Origin of the sequence: Mesorhizobium sp. INR15 (genome assembly GCF_015500075.1) — a bacterium.
In the GTDB taxonomy this organism is placed as follows: Bacteria; Pseudomonadota; Alphaproteobacteria; order Rhizobiales; family Rhizobiaceae; genus Mesorhizobium.
In genome coordinates this window covers 3,316,824-3,333,728 of sequence record NZ_CP045496.1, presented here as the reverse complement: position 1 = coordinate 3,333,728, position 16,905 = coordinate 3,316,824, and the positions used below count along the sequence as shown (strand labels likewise).

The window sequence follows — 16,905 nt, the reverse complement described above, 5'->3', positions numbered from 1 at the left end:
CGGGCAATGATATAGCTGGTTTTCTCGGGCGGTTCGAACCAGAAAGCCTGAAATCAACCTGTAGAAAAACTACTGCATGCCCGAAGCCTTCCTCAGCCTGCCGCCGTTGAACGCCTTGCGCGCCTTCGAAGCCGCCGCGCGCCATCTCAACTTCCGCGTCGCCGCCGAGGAACTGAACGTCACCCAGGGCGCGGTGGCCCAGCATATCCGTGGACTGGAGGCCGATCTCGGCACCAAGCTGTTCGAGCGGCTGCCGCGCGGCCTGGCGCTGACCGATCAGGGCCGCGCCTATATGCCCAACATCCGCCGCGCCTTCGACCTGATCTCCGAGGCGACCTTGCTGCTGCGCCCGGAGCCAGCGCGGCTGACGATCAGCGTCACCCCAAGCTTCGCCACCAAATGGCTGATCCCGCGGCTGCAGGATTTCATGGCGCACAACCCGCTGGTCGACCTCAGGGTGCTGGCCAGCGAAAGCCTGTCGAGCTTTCAGGCCGACGGCGTCGATATCGCCGTGCGGCAAGGCCGCCCGCCCTTCGGCGCCGGCCTGATCGTCGACCTGCTGTTTCCGCAGCAGATCATCGCCGTCTGCGGCCCGGCCCTGCTGCCTCCGGGCGTCAACGAAATCCCGGCAAGCGAAATCCAGCATCACGTCCTCCTGCACGACGCGCACAATCTGTGGCCGGAATTCATGGAGAAGGCGGTCGGCCTGAGGATGACGGCCGAGCTGAAGCGCATGCGCTTCAATCAGACCAGCCTGGCCATCGACGCGGCACTCGCCGGCCAGGGCATAGCGCTGGCCAGCCGCTTTCTCGTCGCCGCCGATCTCGCCGCCGGCCGGCTGGTCCAGCCAGTCCGCGCCGAAATGCGCGGCACCCAGGACTTTTACGTCGTGGTGCCCCGCAAGCAGCGGCACCCCGAGCCGACACAGGCCGTGCGGCAATGGCTGCTGGATGCGGGAGCGATGGCGTAGCGCCCGCCAGCAATTGCTAGATCGCGGCAATGCTAACAATTTTCTTATCCGCTAAATATTGACTGTATACGAAAACATTTTTACGACTGGCCGATGCAGTCGAATTCTCCCACCAAGATCGTCGTCATCGGCGGTGGCATTGCCGGCCTCTCGCTGGCTGCCGCTGTTCAATCCTGGGCTTCGGTCACCGTGCTTGAGCGCGAGCCGCATCTTGGCTATCACGCCAGCGGCCGCTCGGCGGCGCTGTTTTCCGAGACCTATGGCAATGCGCTGGTCCGGGCGCTGTCGCAGGCAAGCCGGCAGGCGATCGTCGACGGCGGCTTCGTTGCGCACCGGCGCGGCGCCCTGCATCTCGGCGGCGCCGATGACGATGCCGCCATAGACCGCATGGCCTCAGAACTGCAGGCATTGGTGCCGAGCGTGCGCCGGCTGTCGGCGGCGGAAGTCATCGCGCTGGTGCCGGTCATTCCTGCCGAAGGCACTTGCGGCGCCGTCCATGAGCCCGGCGCTCTCGATGTCGACGCGGCCAAGATGCTGGAGGCTTCGGCCTCCGCTCTGAAGGCCGGCGGCGGCACCGTCCGCACCAGCGAAGAAGTGCGTGAGATTTTCCGAACGGAAAACGGCTTTCGCGTCACCACCAGTGCCGGCGTGCATCATGCCGACATCGTCGTCAACGCGGCCGGCGCCTGGGTTGATGTCATAGCGGGGCTCGCGGGTCTCTCCGGCCTCGGCTTCAGGCCCAAGCGGCGCACCGCCTTCCTGTTCGATCCGCCCGCCGGCGCCGACATCGGCACGTGGCCGCTGGTGGTCGACCTGCACGAGCAATTCTACTTCAAGCCGGATGCCGGCCGGCTGATCGGCTCGCTGGCCGACGAGGCCGATTCCGAACCTTGCGACGCCTATCCCGAGGATATCGACGTCGCCATCGGCGTCGACCGCATCGAGCGGGCGACGTCGATGCGCATCGGCCGCCCGTCGACACCCTGGGCCGGCCTGCGCACCTTCTCGCCCGACCGCACCCCGGTCGTTGGTTTCGACCCCCGCCTGCCCGGCTTTTTCTGGCTCGGCGGCCAGGGCGGCTATGGTTTCCAGGTGTCGCTGACGCTGGCGCGGCTGGGTTCGGCGCTGATGCGCGGCGAGACGCTGCCGCACGATCTCGCGGCTCTCGGCGTCACCACGGCGGCACTCGCTCCCGACCGCTTCCTCACCGAGGCAGCGTCATGAATTCAGCCTGCCCTTCTCCTCAACCCGTCACGTGTCAACAGGAGCGTTTGCGATGAAACCCACCGTTCTGCGCGCAGTGCTTGCCTCGTCCCTTCTGGCGTCCTCGATCCTTGTCAGTGGACAAGCCTGGGCGAAAACCCTGGTCTACTGCTCGGAAGCCAATCCCGAGACCTTCAACCCTGCGATCGGCATTGCCGACTCCACCATGGACGCCGCCGCCAAGACGATCTTCAACCGGCTGGTCGAGTTCAAGCCGGGAACGACCGAGGTCGGCCCGGCGCTGGCCGAAAGCTGGGATGTCTCGCCCGACGGCAAGACCTACACATTCCACCTGCGCCATGGCGTGAAATTCCAGTCGAACGAGCATTTCACGCCATCGCGCGATTTCAATGCCGATGACGTGCTCTACACATTCAACCGCCAGCGCGACGCCAACAATCCCTACCACAAGCTCGGCGGCGGCTCTTACGAGTACTTCAACGCACTGGGCATGGGCACGCTCATCGACAAGATAGACAAGGTCGATGACTACACCGTGCGCTTCACGCTGACGGCGCCCAATGTCACCTTCCTGCCGGGCATCGCGCTCGACTATCTCTCCATCCTGTCCCTGGAGCAGACCGAGAAGATGGTCGCCGCCGGCACGCCGGAGCTGATCGACAGCCAGCCGGTCGGCACCGGCCCGTTCGTGCTCGAGGCCTATGTGCCCGACAGCCAGGTCCGCTACGCCGCCAACAAGGATTACTGGCGCGGCGCGCCGAAGATCGACACGCTGGTGTTTGCCGTCACCCCCGAGCCGACCACCCGCGTCGAGCGCCTCAAGGCCAATGAATGCCAGGTCGCCGCGCCGCCGCCGCCAAGTGCCGTGGCCGACTTGAAGGCCGACCCTGATATCACCGTGCTGGACCTCAAGGGCCAGAACATCGGCATCCTCGGCTTCAATGTCGAACACCAGCCGCTCGGGGACGTGCGCGTGCGCATGGCGCTGGCCAAGGCCATCGACCGCAAGGCGATCGTCGACGCGGTCTATGCCGGCGCCGGCACGGTAGCCGGCAGCGTGGTGCCGCCGGCGCAGCTTGGCGCGGTCACAGACGCCGGCATCGACTATGATCCCGATGGCGCGAAGAAATTGTTGAAGGAGGCAGGCCATGAAAGCGGCCTGTCGATCAGCCTGTGGGCAATGCCGGTGTCGCGCCCCTACAACCCCAATGCCAAGCGCATGGCCGAGATGATCCAGGCCGACTGGGCCGCCGTCGGCGTCAAGGCCGAGATCGTCAGCTTCGAATGGGGCGAATATCTCAAGCGCACGGCAGCGGGCGAACAGGATGCCTTCCTGCTTGGCGGCAGCAGCGACAATGGCGATCCCGACAACATGCTGAGCTATCTGCTCTCCTGTGACGGCGTGAAAGGCGGCTCCAACCGCTCGCGCTGGTGCGACAAGGATTTCGAAAAGCTGCTCGGCGACGGCCGTGTTGCAGCCGATCCCAAAGAGCGCGCCGCGATCTACGCTAAGGCGCAGGAAATCCTGAAGGTCGAGGTGCCGGTGGCGCCGATCGCCCATTCTATGGTGGCGATCCCGATGCGCAAGAGCGTGCTGAACTACGTGCTCGACCCGTTCGGCCGGCAGAATTTCGCCGCCGTCGATATCGCTGAGTAGAAGTCGGCGCCATCTTTCTTGTGAAGCCGGATTGCGAAGAACTCCCCTTCTCCCCCTGTGGGAGAAGGTGGCCTCGCGCAGCGAGGTCGGATGAGGGGTGTTCCAGCTTGACACCATCGGCACCCCGTCCAGCACCCCTCAACCGTCTCGGCGCTACGCGCCGATCCACCTTCTCCCACAAGGGGAGAAGGAAGAAAGCCAGACCACAATGCGTCAAGAATTAACCGCCCTCCTCGACACCTACCTCGCCGATGGTGCGGTGGGCGCTTCGCTGGCCTATGCCTTGAATGGCGCCGCGCCAATGGCGGTCACCGCCGGGCTGGCCGACCGCACGGACGGCATCGCGGTTCTGCCCGACCGGCTGTTCAAGATCGGCAGTTGCACCAAGACCTTCGTCGCCGCCGCTCTGGCTAAACTCGCCGAGAGCGGCAAGGTTGATCTCGGCGCGCCGATCGCCGTCTGGTTTCCCGACCTGCCAGGCGCCGCCGGCATCTCGGTGCGCCAGCTGGTCAACCACCGCAGCGGCCTGCCGGAATTCGAATATTCAATCCCGATGGACCCGACCCGGCGCTGGACGCCACAGCAGCTGGTCGACCTGGCCTTCACCGCCGAAAGTCCGAAAGCGCCAGGCGGTGCCGCCGTCTACAACAACACCGGCTACGTGCTGGCCGGCATGCTGATCGAGGCCGTCTCCGGCCAATCGCTGGGCGGCTATGTCAGGAGCGCCGTGCTCCAGCCGCTCGGCCTCAGGAACACCTGGTCGCCGGCCACCGAAGCCTTCCCGGAAAAATCCATGGTGCGTGGCTATTACCACCGGCCGCCGCCACCGGCGAACGCGTCGGCCGACATCGCTTCGGGCGGCGAGATGTGGCGCATGGATGGCGTGCTGCCCTATTCGAACGAGTTGCAGGATTCGTCGGACTCGTTTCCGTTCAGTGGCGCCTATGGCTGCGGCGACATGGTGTCGACCCCGTCCGACATGGTGCTGTTCATGCGCGGGCTGTTTTCCGGCAAGCTTCTGTCGCCGCCCTTCTTCGCCGAGATGTTCGAGGGCCGCGTGCCGGCGAGCTTCCCCGGCACCCGCATGCGCGAAACGGGCGCGGGCATGTTCCAGAGCGCCTACGCCGACCGCGCCTTCTACGGCCATCAGGGCAGCATTCCCGGCTATGTCGCGGTCATGCTGCACGACCCGCTCTCGGGCCTGACCATCGCCATGACCAGCAATGTCGGCTCCGGCAACCGGCTGTCCTTCCAGGCAAGCGGCCTGCATCCGGTCGTCGATCAGGCGATCCGGATCATTCTGGCGGGGTAAAGCGCGGATCAGCCGCGAAAAACAGCCACGGCAGCAGCGACGATCGCCGCGTTGTCCTTCGCCGTCGTCCCATCGGCAAGCGTCTTGCCGTCCTCCAGGCCTACCCGCGTCGACCATCGCCTTTGATGCGCAAGCTCAACGAACGGCCACACGGTTGCGTCGACGCCGTGCAGGAGGATGGGCCGGCGCAGCCCGGCCCGCGCGAGCACGGCGGCAATGCCATGCGCTTCCTCCAGCGCTAAGGACAGGTCCTGGATGTCGATCTCGATCAGGATGCGCAGCACGCTCTCGTGCCCGGCGAGGCTGACATAACGCTCGGCATCGGCGACTGTGGCAAGTCCGGCCTCGATGCCGACGCCGCGCTGCCGCAGCAGGTTCATCACGTCAGGTGCGTCGGCTTCCGACAGATTGACCGAGGCGTAGTCGGGCAGCTCCCGCCAGCCGGCAATCGCCTTCCGGGTCCGCTCGGCATCGTTCTCGATCCAGGCGCCTGTCGAGACGCCGACGAGCGTGCCGGGGCAGGCTTGCCGCACCGCCAGCACCGTTGCGTCGACGGCGCCCAGGCTTTCGCGCCCGTCGGCGCCGCGCGGATGGATGTGCAGTTCGGCGGCGCCGGCGGCAACGCAGGCTGCCGCATCATCGGCCATTGCCTCGGCATCAAGCGGCAGCCGGGGATGGAATTCGCGCGGGCGCGCGCCGTTGATGCAAACCTGGACAATCATGGAGCTCACCCGGACAAGGGAGGTTGTACTCTAGCCGCGCGGCAAGGCACGGCAAAGGGCCGGCAGCGTCACTCCTGACAGGATGGAGTGACGCCCCGGCGCAATTCCAAACGGTTTTCCATCGAGAATTGCGGAAAACAATGAGATGGAGCGGGTCAGCGTTTCCGCCTTAAGCACTGCGCCGATCCGGCATTGTCGCGCGTGCGACGATCGCCTCCAGCGGCTCTGGCTTGTGCAGCAAATAGCCTTGACCGAAGGCGACGCCCATCTCGCTGAGCATGATCAGAGTCTCCTGCCGTTCGATCTTCTCGCCCACCACATGGCAGCCGAGGCTGCGGGCAATGCTGGTGATGGCCAACACGATCTCGCGGTCGAAGCGGCTTTCGGAAATATTCTGGATGAACGAGCCGTCGATCTTGATCGTGTCGACGGGGAAGCGCCTGAGATATTCGAACGAGCTCATGCCGGCGCCGAAATCATCGAGGCTGACCCGGCACTTCCGCTCACGCGCCTTGCGCACGAACTGTTCGGCGGCGTCGAAATTAGTGACGGCGGCGGTTTCGGTGATCTCGAAGCCGATGCCGGAATGTGGCGCCCCGGTCTCGTCGATGACGCTGTCGACAAAATCCCACAGTTGCGGATCGCTCAGCGTCTGCGCCGACAGGTTGAAGCCAAGCGTCAGCGCGCCCGAGCGCATCGCCGCGCCATGCCGCGCCAGCGCCGTGCGGATGATCCAGCGGTCGAGCCTGGAAGCAATGCCGAAGCGCTCGGCCACGGGAATGAACTCGCCAGGCGGCACCAGACGGCCGTTGCGCGCCACCAGCCGTGCCAGCACCTCGACATGGCGGCTATCGTGCCAGGGCTTGCCCAGGAGATGGATTTCCTGGCCGAACAGGATCAGCCGGCCCTCCTCCATGGCGTCCACCGTATCGGCGGCGACGCGAGCCGCGTTGAGGCCGCCGGAACCCGATTTCGCGTTGGCCGAGAACACCGAGAAACGGTTGCGCCCGGCCGCCTTGGCGGCGTAGCAGGCGTCGTCGGCGCAGGCCAGCGCGTCGGCCACGGTGGTTTTGCCGTCGTCGACGAAGGCAATGCCGATCGAGGCCGCGAGCCTGCGCGACGATGTCGCCGGGCCGAGATCGGCCTCGCGCACCGCGCCAAGCACGGCGACGGCGATCCGCTCGGCCTGCGAGGTGTCGCAATGCGGCACCAGCAGCGCGAATTCGTCGCCGCCCAGCCGCGCCGCATGCGCCAGCGGCGGCAGGCAGCCGCGAATGCCGGCAGCCACGCTTCTCAGCGCCAGGTCGCCGGCGGCGTGGCCGGCAAAGTCGTTGAGTGCCTTGAAGTAGTCGAGATCGACATAGAACACCGCCAGAGGAACGCCCATCGCAATGTGGTCGCCGAGCAGCCGGTCGAAGGCGGCGCGGTTCCACAGGCCGGTCAGCGCATCGTGACGGGCCGCATAGGCGAGCTCCAGGGCGCGCAGCTTTTCCTCGGTGATGTCGCGTACCGTGCCAAGGATCTGGCCGGCCGAGCCGGCGGAAGCAATGAAGCGCACGAGTGACTCGACATGGCGAATCTCGCCATCACGCTTGATGATGCGGTATTGGCTGGCGGTCACGCCATCGGTTCCCACCGGCGCCTGGTGGGCATCTTCGGCTGCGTCCTTGTCATCGGGATGCAGATAGCTGTGCCAGAGATCGGCGGCCACCTCGTCGCTGTCGGCGACCAATCCAAAGATGTCGCGCGTGCGCTGGTCCCAGTAACTCTTGTTGACGCCGATGTCGTGATGCCAGATGCCGGTGCCGCTGGCGGCGAGCGCAAGGCGGAAGCGCACATTGACCTGCGCGAGCTCGGCCTCGGCTGCCTTCTGCCTGGAGATGTCGGTCTGCACGCCCATCAGCCTGACCGGCTTTCCAGACGCGTCGCGCTCGACGATGCCGCCGCGGTCGAGCACCCAGACCCAATGTCCGTCCTTGTGCCTGAGCCGAAGCTCGGTCTCGATGGTTTCGGTCTGGCCGGCAATATGGCGGTCGCCGCTGGCCTGCGCCCGCTCGCGGTCGTCGGGATGGGTCAGTTGCAGCCACAGATCGCTGGTGTTGGCAAGTTCGCTTTCATCATAGCCCAGCATCCGCGCCCACGTGGCGGAATAAAAACAATCACCGGTCCGAATATCCCAGTCCCAGACGCCAAGATGGGCGCGTTCCAGAGCCTCTGCCCAGAACGTTCCATTGCGACTTTTCTTGATCTGACCAGCCATCTGACGTTTCGCCTGCCCCCGCCGACGCCAATCTGCGGCAAAACCAGAGAAGAAAGCGTTACTTGGCCCTGAAGCAGCGACGGACCCGCCATTTCATCTGTCATTGACTGTCGCACGGGCTTTCGATTGGCGGGCAAGAACCGGAGTTCCGCTCCTGCCGGATCATCATAGTTCTTGTCCCGGATCACCGGCAGCCGGCGATCTCAAAGACATGCCACGGCCACGGCTCCGAACGTGCCTGGCGGTTTTTGCAATACGGCATGCATGACAGCAAACAAGAGGACTTTCCATGACTATCCAGGAAGACAACAAGGCCATCGTCGTTCGCTGGTTCACTGACTTTTGGGGTGAAACCTGTGATCTCTCGGTGGTCGATGACATCGCGGCACCGGACATGCTGCTGAAATATTCGCTGCATGAGCCGCGCCGTGGCCGTGAAGACATCAAAGCCTTCATGACCGACTTCCGCGCCGCGTTCCCGGACCTCAATTTCTGGGCCACCGCCGACCTGATCGCCGAAGGCGACTATGTCGTCGGCCAATGGGAAGGCGGCGGCACCCATACCGGCCCGGCCTTCAGCGATTTCCTCCTCGGCGCGCTGCCTGCCGGCACGGGCCGGACCATGCGCTTTACCGGCACCACGGTGCTGAAGGTGATGAACGGCAGGATCGTCGAGGAAATCGGCCTTGACGACGGCGTTGCGGCACTCACCCAGCTCGGCCTCATCAGGACCGCGTGATCAAGCGGGCCGTCGCCCTCCTGGCGATGGCCCGACGATCGAAAGGGAAGGCAGGTGGCCTGAACCAGCCTCGGCGCGAGATGGCGCCGGCGCGCGGCGTTGCAACCGCCGCTATCAACATCAGGTTGAAATCGGAAACACTATTGTAACTATATTATATTGGGCATTAAATACAATGGCTTCCGTAACCAGTTAATAACCGATTCCTTGCCAAATACCGGCATAAATCTCTCGGGCAGCTGGCGGGATGTCCTCAATGAGTACGATTAGCGAACAGCGGAGCGGCTATGGTCCCTCTGTTGTCCTTCATGATCTTGATATCGCGTCAACCCGGAGTGGTTGGCTGCTGACCGCCCTTTGCCTTACCTATGCGGTGCTTGTATTCTGCTTGTGGCCGGATCGCTATGTGGAGCTGGCCCGATCCTATGCCGCGCCGTTCATCTTCTTCCTGCCTATGCTTTTGGCGGGCGGCCTCGGCGTGGCGGCGTTGATGTTTGCCTGGCGCAACCCAGCAAACTTCATGCTTGGCACACTCAGGGCACGCTGGATAGGCGCCGCGCCGATCATCCTCTTGTTCTATCTCTGCATCACTGCCTTCACCACCGTCAGGATCGCCATCCCGGACATGGTGCCATTTCACGCCGACCGTTTCCTGGCGGACTTTGATGTCAGACTGCTTGGTGCCGATTCCTGGATATGGGAGCACAGGTTCGTCTCCGGACCTGTTTCGGCGTTGATTTTCTGGAGTTATGAATATTGTTGGGTCTTGCAATGGTTCGGCACCGTGCTCTTCGTCGCCTTTTGGAACAACGCGGCTGGACGCTTGCGCTATCTGTGGGCACTCGCACTGACCAGCATCCTGTGCGGCGCCGTTCTTGCGACTTTGCTGTCGTCCGTCGGGCCAATATTCTATGATCAGCTTTACGGCGGCAACCGGTTTGCCGGGCTGCATGCCGCCCTCGCGGCGACTGGGTACGGGGGGTCTGTCGAGACCTACGCCGCCTATCTCATGGGAATACACGCAAGCGGCCGGCCAGAACTGGGCGGCGGCATCACCGCCATGCCAAGCATGCATGTCGCGTTCGTCACGCTCAACGCCTTCTTCCTGACCGGCTTCGGCCGCCGTTGGGCCATCGGCGGCTGGTCCTTCGCGGCGCTCATTCTGTTCGGTTCTGTCTATACCGGCTGGCACTATGCCGCCGATGGCTATGTTTCGATCCTAGTCGTCTCCCTGATCTGGTACCTGACCGGGCGTTTCGTTTCACCCAACGCGAGCCAGCTTTCAAGGGCTGCGAGTGAGGCCGCTTCCGACATCGGATTGCCGATCCCCGACCCAGCACGGACGTAGCGGTCCGGCACGAGGGGTAACCGGTCCAGACATCGCCAGACATTGGCAGGAAACGGGTGGCGGAACCGGCCCGCGGCCGCTTCTATATCAGCCATGCTCACTAGCCCTCGAAGAAATCTGAACTCCGCACCGCTTCCGGTCACCGCTGATCCGCGCTGGGCTCGCGTCGTTGCCCGCGACAGGCTGGCCGACGGACATTTCTGGTATTCGGTCGTGACGACCGGCGTCTACTGCCGGCCATCCTGCCCTTCGCGGCAGGCGAACCCCAGGAATGTAGCACTTCACGACACGCTGCAGGCGGCCCGCGACACCGGCTTCCGGCCATGCCGGCGCTGCAATCCGGACGGGATCTCGACCGAGACCGGCAATGCCGCGATCATCGCCGGTGCCTGCCGCATGATCGAGCGGAGCGAAGAGGAGCCATCGCTTGGCGAACTGGCGGCGGCCGCGGGTTTCAGCCCCGGCTATTTCCACCGCCTGTTCAGGGCAGTCGTCGGCCTGACGCCGAAGGACTATGCCACGGCCAACCGCGCCGCCAGGGTGCGCCAGGGCCTTGAGGACAGCGCCAGCGTGACGGCGGCGATCTACGATGCCGGCTTCAACTCGAGCGGGCGCTTTTATGAAAAGTCCACCGGCATGCTTGGCATGACCCCGACGCAATACCGTGCCGGTGGCGCCAATGAGGAGATCCGCTTCGCCGTCGGCGAGACTTCGCTTGGCGCCATCCTGGTCGCATCGAGCCGCAAGGGCGTTGCCTCGATCCTGCTTGGCGACGACCCCGACGCGCTGGTGCGTGATCTGCAGGACCGTTTTCCCAAGGCGCGGCTGATTGGCGGCGACCACGACTACGAGGCGCTCGTCGCCCGCGTCGTCGGTTTCGTCGAGGCCCCGAGCATCGGTCTCGACTTGCCGCTCGATGTGCGCGGCACCGCGTTCCAGCAGCGCGTCTGGCAAGCCTTGCAAGACATCCCTGTCGGCCATACCGCCTCCTATGCCGAGATCGCCCGGCGCATCGGTGCGCCCAAGGCGACCCGCGCCGTCGCAGCCGCTTGCGCGGCCAATGCCCTGGCCGTTGCCATCCCTTGCCACCGCGTCATCCGAAAGGACGGCGCGCTGTCGGGCTATGCCTGGGGAGCGGAACGCAAGCGCGCGTTGCTCGGCCGCGAAGCCCCAACTGGCGGGCTGGCGAAAGCAGTTGCCGGCACATCCCGCCCGCAACGGACCTGAGGAGAACCGGCCCGCGATGCGCGCCATGGCAAAGCTGTCCGAGAGCGTCGCCGACGAGAACCGCCGGAGCCGCAAAAGTCTTGGCCATCGTCGGCCAGCCGATGCCGCCAAGGCGCTGGTGATGACCGCCATCGGCCAGATGGTGGACGACGGCGCGGCGGAGTGGAGCCTTGCCGCCACCGGCGAGATCGAATTGCGGCTGGTCACCGGCGAAGTGTTCCTGCTCGGCGATCAGGAGATAACCCGCCTCGCCTGAGCCCGCTCGCGCCTGCCGGCTCTCGACGTCAGACAAATGCGAATTTGAAAGCAAGCATCGGAGTGAGCGTCCGTCGCGGTGTGGCTAAGGTCGGGAAAGACAAAGGAGTGAAGACCATGAACCTCATGCAAACCGAAATCGCCTTACCGGCACGGGCGACAGTCCGCGGCGCCGCCAACACCATTACTTATGCCATCACTGGCTCGCCGATCGGCAAGGTCCTGACGGCGCGCAGCAGCGTTGGCGTATGCGCCATCCTGATTGGCTCCAGTGCGGACGAGTTGGAGCAGGACCTCCGCAACCGCTTCCCCGACAGCCGGTTGGCCGAAGACGAGCGTGGACTGCGCGGCGATCTTGCCGCCATCGTCCGCTTCATCGAGATGCCCGGCGCCGGTCTCGATTTGCGGCTCGACACGCGGCGTGGCACACCGTTCCAGCAGCGTGTGTGGGAGATGCTGCGCGTCATCCCGTGCGGCGCCACCATCACCTACACCGGCCTTGCCCGGCGCCTTGGCCAGCCGAACGGCGCGCGTGCCGTGGCAACCGCCTGCGCGGCCAATGCGATCGCGCTTGGCATTCCCTGCCACCGCGTGTTGCGCGCCGACGGCACATTGGCGGGTTACCGCTGGGGCGTCGAACGCAAGCGCGCCCTGCTCACCAGGGAGGCAGCGATATGAACGCCCACGCCAAGGTTGCAACATCAGTGGCCGAAGCCGCCGAGATGCGTGTCGCCGGCTACGACTGGCCGGCGCTCAGCGCCGAACTCGACGGCTTCGGCTGTGCGGTGATCGAGAAACTGCTGTCGCCGCAGGAGTGCCTAGAGATCGCCGGTCTCTATCCCGACGAGCAGCATTTCCGCAGCCACATCCACATGGCCAGGCACGGTTTCGGCAAGGGTGAATACCGCTACTTCAAGTATCCCTTGCCCGACGTCCTTGGCGGGCTGCGCACCGCGCTCTATCCAAGGCTGGCGGATGTCGCCAACGGCTGGAACCAGCGCATGGGGCTGGCCGAGCGCTATCCGGCAAAACATGCGGATTTCCTCGAACAGTGCCATGCCGCCGGTCAGACGCGGCCGACGCCGCTGTTGCTGCAATATGTGCCGGGCGACTTCAACTGCCTGCACCAGGACCTCTATGGCGATCTCGCCTTCCCGCTGCAGGTGGCGATCCTGCTTTCGGAACCGGGCGAGGATTTCACCGGCGGCGAGTTCGCGCTGACCGAACAGCGGCCGCGCATGCAGAGCCGGGTCGAGGTGGTGCATTTGCGCCAGGGCGACGCCGTGGCCTTCGCCGTTCACAACCGGCCTGTGCAAGGCACCAAGGGCAACTACCGCGTCAACCTGCGCCACGGCGTCAGCCGCCTGCGCTCAGGCATGCGGCACACCGTCGGCATCATCTTCCACGACGCCAGGTGAGCTGGCACCCCCTTCTCTCCTGTGGGAGAAGGGGGTGCCTATCCCGCCGGCGCGTAGCGGCTGACCACCATGCCGCAGGCATAGGCCTTCGAGCCGAGCAGCCGCAGCTTGGCAAAACCGCTCTGGTCGAAAATCCTGCGGCCGCCGCCCAGCACGGCCGGATTGATGAACAGCTGGAACTCATCGATCAACCCCGCCGCGATCAGCGCCGAGGCGAAGCCTGCGCCGCCGAACACCGCCATGTCGCCGCCCTCGCCCGATTTCAGCGCGTTGACCTCGCGCGGCAGGTCGCCGCTGGCAACGGTGGTGCGCTCCCACTGCGAGCCCTTCAGCTTGTCGCTCAGCACAACCTTGCAGGCGTCGACGACGCGTTGCGCGAAGGCATGGAAACCGTCGCGCGGATAATTCCTGGCCGCGTTGCCCCAATGCGTGAGATATCCCTCCTGCACCATTTTGCGGCTGAGAAGGATCGTGTCGATCTTCTCGAATATGGCATTGAAGTCGCGCTTCAACTCGTCGTCCCACTCGCTTTTGTCGCCCCATTCCCAGAGTTGCCAGGGATGGTCCGCGTCGGCGCCGACAAACCCGTCGACCGACATCTGCATCTGAAGGATGAGCTTCTTCATTCGACCTGCCTCCGGTTGGATCGCCGTCAATGCTTTACATTTGGAACCATTGATCAAATGTGAAAATGATGTCAATAGTAAAGCGATTGAAAAATGGAACCATGGATATGTCGATCATGGGAAGATCCGGCTGCCCCATCAGCCTGTCGCTTGAACTGCTTGGCGACCGCTGGACGTTGCTGATCATTCGCGACCTGGTTTTCGCCGGAAAGAGGCATTTTCGCGAGTTCCTGCAATCCGACGAGGGCATTTCTTCGCGCACGCTGGCCGAGCGGCTGCAGACCTTGCAGGATGAAGGCATCCTTACCAGAGGCGATGACCCGACACACAAGCTGAAAGCTGTCTACCGGTTGACCGAGGCCGGCATCGACCTTCTGCCGATACTCGCCACGCTGGGTGCGTGGGGCAGCAAGCATCGCAAGGCCGACGACGTGCTGGCCAGGATCGCCGACGAACTGGCGGCCGGCGGCGAGCCGGCGCTGGAAACAATAAAACGGACGCTGCGGGTCGAGCATATCGTGTAAGGCGCCGCCTTCCTTCGCCCACAGGTGGATAAGGGAGCCTCGTCTTCCCCGCTTGACAGCCGACCCCATTTGTTCTCTATTTGTTCATATCCATCAACAACCCCTGATATGCCGCCGGATGGAAACAACAGCCACCATCCTGCATGCCGACCTCGACGCTTTCTATGCGTCGGTCGAACAGCTGCTCGATCCGTCATTGCGCGGCAAGCCGATCGCCGTCGGTGGCGGTGTGGTGCTGGCCGCCTCCTACGAGGCCAAGGCTTTTGGCGTTCGCGGCGGCATGCCGGGACGCAAGGCGCGTGAACTGTGCCCGCGACTGATCTTCGTCGGCGGCCATTTCGGCGACTATCAGCGGCTGGGCGACGCCGCCATCAAGGTGCTCGACGATTTCACGCCGCTGGTCGAGCGCATTTCCATCGACGAGGCCTTCGCCGATGTCGCCGGCTGCACGCATCTGTTTGGATCGCCTGAAGAGATCGCCAAGACCGTGCGCAGCCGGGTGCGGGCCGAACTCGGCCTGCCGATCTCGGTCGGCGTGGCGCGCACCAAGCATCTGGCCAAGATCGCCTCCCAGGTCGCCAAGCCCGACGGGCTGGTGGTGGTCGAACCCGGCACCGAAATCGCCTTCCTGCACGACCTGCCGGTCGGGCTGATGTGGGGCGTCGGCCCGGCGACAAAGGCACGCCTTGCCGAAATCGGCGTCGAGACCATCGGCCAGCTGGCCCGGACGCATAGTGGCGCGCTGACCCGGCTGCTCGGCCCCGCCGCCGGCGAGAAGCTTGCCGCCCTCGCCTGGAACCGCGATCCGCGCAAACTGGTCACCTATCGCCGTGCGCGCTCGGCCGGCGCCCAGTCCGCGCTCGGACAGAAGCCGGCGGTGGCGCGGATCATCGTGCCCACACTCCTGCACCTGGCCGACCGCGTCGCCAGCCGGCTGCGCGCCAAGGCGCGGCCCGGCCGCACGGTGACGGTGCGCGTGCGCTTTGCCGATCTCCGCGCCGTCACCCGCTCCATAACCCTCGACCAGCCGATCTCGGCAACCACGATGCTGGCCGAGATCGCGCAGGACCTCGTGCGCGGCGTGCTGGCCGACCACCACCAAGAGAAAACCATCTCGCTGCTGGCGATCTCGGTGTCGCATCTGGAAGAAAGCGCCGAGCTGCAACTGGAACTGCCGCTCGGCCTCGCCGACGAGAAACATCGGCCCGGCACGAAAAAGGGCCTCGCGCGCTTTGGCGCCGACCGCGCCATCGACAAGATCCGCGAGCGCTTCGGCAAACAGGCGGTCGGCTACGGCACCGTGGCGCTGGAAGCCGCGCGCTCGGTCCCCGACGCGTTCAGGGAACTGGCGGAGAAGGAGCTATGAGCAATTCCAGGAAAAGTGTGTAACGGTTTTCCGTCCGGAATTGCGTAAAAACAAGAGTTAGAGCGGTCCGACGATTCAATCAAACGTTGAACCGCTCTGGGCAGCGAAATGCCGCCCTGTTACGCCTCGCCGTCCCAATATCGACGCACCGCCGCCATGTCGAAAATACCGTCGCGCCGGCGCAACGCGTCGACCGCCATCTTGTTGGAATCGGGATAGACGCAGACCTCATTGGAATTGTGCTCGCCGATCATGAGATAGCGGCAAGGCCCACTGCCTGAGTTGAGGAAGGAATGCCCAACCGGCAGGCCGGCGGGAAAGCAGACATAGTCGCCGGCTTTCATCTCATGGCGTTCCTCGCCGAGCAGCAGCGTCACCTGCCCTTCCAGGATCAGCGCATGCTCTTCTTCCAGCATATGGTAGTGCCGGGGCGCCAGCCGCTTGCCGGGGTCCGGCGCTTCGATCAGCAGGCCGACATGATAATCTGGCCGTCCAAGCGCGGCATAGGTCAAATGCCTGGAATGACCGCCAAAGTTCTGGCCTTCGCCTTCCACACGCCACTCGACGGCATCGCCGGAGACAGGCGGGACGGGTTTGGCCGCTTCCCTGGTGACACCAGCCAGCGAATCTCCAGGCAGCGGCTGGCCGGCGGGAAGGCCCGTATCCTCGCCATCCCAGTAGCCCCGCACCGCCGCCAGATCGAAGATCGCGCGCGGGCCAAGCGCTCGCACCAGAACCTTGTTGGAAGCGGTGTAGACCACGACGTCGTCAGGGTTGCGCTCGCCGACTATGACATAGCGGCACGGCGCATCGCTGGTGTTGACGAGACAATGCCCGGCCGCGGCGCCCGCCGGAAAGCAGATGTAATCGCCTGTTTTCATGGCGTAGACGGCATCGCCGACATGCGCGGTCAGCTCGCCCTCAAGGATGAACACATGCTCTTCCTCAAGCATGTGGTAATGCGCCGGCGCGGTCCGCATAGCAGGCGGCAGTTCCTCGATCGCCACGCCGACATGGTAGTTTTCGCCCATGGCTGCGCGTGACAGATGCCGGTAGCGCAAGCCGAAGCGCGGCACATCGGACCATTCGGTCCACGGCACGCTCTCCGATGCGAAAGGCATTGGCGGCTTGGCTTTCTCGTCGGCCATCTGGCTGAACCTCTCATCCATATCGCCCGACCGCCACCGGACGAGCCTATCAAGCGGCGGGGTGTATCGCAATTTCAGCGGCCGGCGCCGCTGGCCGCTGAAGGGGTTT

Annotated in this window: 16 protein-coding genes; 12 read left to right on the top strand and 4 right to left on the bottom strand. The window is 64.7% G+C overall.

Features of this window, described 5'->3' with window-relative positions:
- Positions 1 to 76: 76 nt before the first annotated feature.
- The 4 genes from GA829_RS16270 (at position 77) to GA829_RS16255 (ending at position 5,163) form a co-directional block, all read left to right on the top strand.
- Positions 77 to 970 carry a LysR substrate-binding domain-containing protein gene (locus GA829_RS16270; protein ID WP_195179458.1) on the top strand — a complete coding sequence of 298 codons (894 nt, stop codon included), beginning with the start codon at positions 77 to 79 and terminating at the stop codon, positions 968 to 970.
- A gap of 93 nt (positions 971 to 1,063) precedes the next feature.
- Entirely contained in the window at positions 1,064 to 2,194 is a 1,131-nt protein-coding gene (locus GA829_RS16265) for an NAD(P)/FAD-dependent oxidoreductase (protein ID WP_195179457.1), read from the top strand.
- Positions 2,195 to 2,246: 52 nt separating this feature from the next.
- The gene (locus GA829_RS16260; protein WP_195179456.1) at positions 2,247 to 3,851 is read left to right on the top strand and encodes an ABC transporter substrate-binding protein; all 1,605 of its coding nucleotides are present in this window, start codon (positions 2,247 to 2,249) and stop codon (positions 3,849 to 3,851) included.
- Positions 3,852 to 4,059: 208 nt separating this feature from the next.
- Positions 4,060 to 5,163 (top strand): serine hydrolase domain-containing protein, encoded by a 1,104-nt coding sequence (locus tag GA829_RS16255; protein ID WP_195179455.1) that lies wholly within the window; start codon positions 4,060 to 4,062, stop codon positions 5,161 to 5,163.
- Between the two features lie 8 nt (positions 5,164 to 5,171).
- Here GA829_RS16255 and GA829_RS16250 read toward each other — a convergent pair whose 3' ends face one another.
- Complete coding sequence (locus tag GA829_RS16250) at positions 5,172 to 5,885, bottom strand: 3-keto-5-aminohexanoate cleavage protein (protein WP_195179454.1); 714 nt, start codon at positions 5,883 to 5,885, stop codon at positions 5,172 to 5,174.
- A 169-nt stretch (positions 5,886 to 6,054) separates the two neighbouring features.
- On the bottom strand, positions 6,055 to 8,145 hold the full coding sequence (locus tag GA829_RS16245) for an EAL domain-containing protein (protein WP_195179453.1): 2,091 nt from the start codon (positions 8,143 to 8,145) through the stop codon (positions 6,055 to 6,057).
- A 289-nt stretch (positions 8,146 to 8,434) separates the two neighbouring features.
- Here GA829_RS16245 and GA829_RS16240 point away from each other — a divergent pair, with 289 nt between their 5' ends.
- The 6 genes from GA829_RS16240 to GA829_RS16215 all read left to right on the top strand — a co-directional run bounded on the left by GA829_RS16240 (position 8,435) and on the right by GA829_RS16215 (position 13,132).
- Positions 8,435 to 8,884, top strand: a complete 450-nt coding sequence (locus GA829_RS16240; RefSeq protein WP_195179452.1) for an ester cyclase — start codon at positions 8,435 to 8,437, stop codon at positions 8,882 to 8,884.
- 256 nt (positions 8,885 to 9,140) lie between these two features.
- Positions 9,141 to 10,232: a phosphatase PAP2 family protein gene (locus tag GA829_RS16235; RefSeq protein ID WP_195179451.1), complete on the top strand. Its 1,092-nt coding sequence runs from the start codon at positions 9,141 to 9,143 to the stop codon at positions 10,230 to 10,232.
- A gap of 93 nt (positions 10,233 to 10,325) precedes the next feature.
- The gene (ada, locus tag GA829_RS16230; protein ID WP_195179450.1) at positions 10,326 to 11,459 is read left to right on the top strand and encodes a bifunctional DNA-binding transcriptional regulator/O6-methylguanine-DNA methyltransferase Ada; all 1,134 of its coding nucleotides are present in this window, start codon (positions 10,326 to 10,328) and stop codon (positions 11,457 to 11,459) included.
- Between the two features lie 16 nt (positions 11,460 to 11,475).
- Positions 11,476 to 11,715 (top strand): hypothetical protein, encoded by a 240-nt coding sequence (locus tag GA829_RS16225; RefSeq protein WP_195179449.1) that lies wholly within the window; start codon positions 11,476 to 11,478, stop codon positions 11,713 to 11,715.
- Positions 11,716 to 11,831: 116 nt separating this feature from the next.
- Complete coding sequence (locus GA829_RS16220; protein ID WP_195179448.1) at positions 11,832 to 12,392, top strand: methylated-DNA--[protein]-cysteine S-methyltransferase; 561 nt, start codon at positions 11,832 to 11,834, stop codon at positions 12,390 to 12,392.
- The gene (locus tag GA829_RS16215) at positions 12,389 to 13,132 is read left to right on the top strand and encodes a 2OG-Fe(II) oxygenase (protein WP_195179447.1); all 744 of its coding nucleotides are present in this window, start codon (positions 12,389 to 12,391) and stop codon (positions 13,130 to 13,132) included. The genes GA829_RS16220 and GA829_RS16215 overlap by 4 nt, the downstream gene beginning before the upstream one ends.
- 38 nt (positions 13,133 to 13,170) lie before the next feature.
- On the opposite strand, the gene GA829_RS16210 is transcribed toward GA829_RS16215, so the two are convergent.
- Complete coding sequence (locus GA829_RS16210; protein WP_195179446.1) at positions 13,171 to 13,758, bottom strand: dihydrofolate reductase family protein; 588 nt, start codon at positions 13,756 to 13,758, stop codon at positions 13,171 to 13,173.
- Between the two features lie 107 nt (positions 13,759 to 13,865).
- On the opposite strand from GA829_RS16210, the gene GA829_RS16205 reads away from it, so the two are divergent.
- Together GA829_RS16205 and dinB are read left to right on the top strand one after the other, a co-directional pair.
- A complete protein-coding gene (locus GA829_RS16205) occupies positions 13,866 to 14,282 on the top strand; it encodes a winged helix-turn-helix transcriptional regulator (protein ID WP_195179681.1) in 417 nt (138 codons plus the stop codon).
- 118 nt (positions 14,283 to 14,400) lie between these two features.
- Positions 14,401 to 15,648 carry a DNA polymerase IV gene (dinB, locus tag GA829_RS16200; protein ID WP_195179445.1) on the top strand — a complete coding sequence of 416 codons (1,248 nt, stop codon included), beginning with the start codon at positions 14,401 to 14,403 and terminating at the stop codon, positions 15,646 to 15,648.
- A gap of 119 nt (positions 15,649 to 15,767) precedes the next feature.
- Here dinB and GA829_RS16195 read toward each other — a convergent pair whose 3' ends face one another.
- The gene (locus GA829_RS16195) at positions 15,768 to 16,796 is read right to left on the bottom strand and encodes a cupin domain-containing protein (protein ID WP_195179444.1); all 1,029 of its coding nucleotides are present in this window, start codon (positions 16,794 to 16,796) and stop codon (positions 15,768 to 15,770) included.
- Between the last annotated feature and the right edge of the window lie 109 nt (positions 16,797 to 16,905).

Excerpts from the sequence above, each read along its gene's own strand:
- GA829_RS16270 (WP_195179458.1), top strand. The coding sequence starts at position 77 with ATGCCCGAAGCCTTCCTCAGCCTGCCGCCGTTGAACGCCTTGCGCGCC.
- GA829_RS16265 (WP_195179457.1), top strand. The coding sequence starts at position 1,064 with ATGCAGTCGAATTCTCCCACCAAGATCGTCGTCATCGGCGGTGGCATT.
- GA829_RS16260 (WP_195179456.1), top strand. The coding sequence starts at position 2,247 with ATGAAACCCACCGTTCTGCGCGCAGTGCTTGCCTCGTCCCTTCTGGCG.
- GA829_RS16255 (WP_195179455.1), top strand. The coding sequence starts at position 4,060 with ATGCGTCAAGAATTAACCGCCCTCCTCGACACCTACCTCGCCGATGGT.
- GA829_RS16250 (WP_195179454.1), bottom strand. The coding sequence starts at position 5,885 with ATGATTGTCCAGGTTTGCATCAACGGCGCGCGCCCGCGCGAATTCCAT.
- GA829_RS16245 (WP_195179453.1), bottom strand. The coding sequence starts at position 8,145 with ATGGCTGGTCAGATCAAGAAAAGTCGCAATGGAACGTTCTGGGCAGAG.
- GA829_RS16240 (WP_195179452.1), top strand. The coding sequence starts at position 8,435 with ATGACTATCCAGGAAGACAACAAGGCCATCGTCGTTCGCTGGTTCACT.
- GA829_RS16235 (WP_195179451.1), top strand. The coding sequence starts at position 9,141 with ATGAGTACGATTAGCGAACAGCGGAGCGGCTATGGTCCCTCTGTTGTC.
- ada (WP_195179450.1), top strand. The coding sequence starts at position 10,326 with ATGCTCACTAGCCCTCGAAGAAATCTGAACTCCGCACCGCTTCCGGTC.
- GA829_RS16225 (WP_195179449.1), top strand. The coding sequence starts at position 11,476 with ATGCGCGCCATGGCAAAGCTGTCCGAGAGCGTCGCCGACGAGAACCGC.
- GA829_RS16220 (WP_195179448.1), top strand. The coding sequence starts at position 11,832 with ATGAACCTCATGCAAACCGAAATCGCCTTACCGGCACGGGCGACAGTC.
- GA829_RS16215 (WP_195179447.1), top strand. The coding sequence starts at position 12,389 with ATGAACGCCCACGCCAAGGTTGCAACATCAGTGGCCGAAGCCGCCGAG.
- GA829_RS16210 (WP_195179446.1), bottom strand. The coding sequence starts at position 13,758 with ATGAAGAAGCTCATCCTTCAGATGCAGATGTCGGTCGACGGGTTTGTC.
- GA829_RS16205 (WP_195179681.1), top strand. The coding sequence starts at position 13,866 with ATGTCGATCATGGGAAGATCCGGCTGCCCCATCAGCCTGTCGCTTGAA.
- dinB (WP_195179445.1), top strand. The coding sequence starts at position 14,401 with ATGGAAACAACAGCCACCATCCTGCATGCCGACCTCGACGCTTTCTAT.
- GA829_RS16195 (WP_195179444.1), bottom strand. The coding sequence starts at position 16,796 with ATGGCCGACGAGAAAGCCAAGCCGCCAATGCCTTTCGCATCGGAGAGC.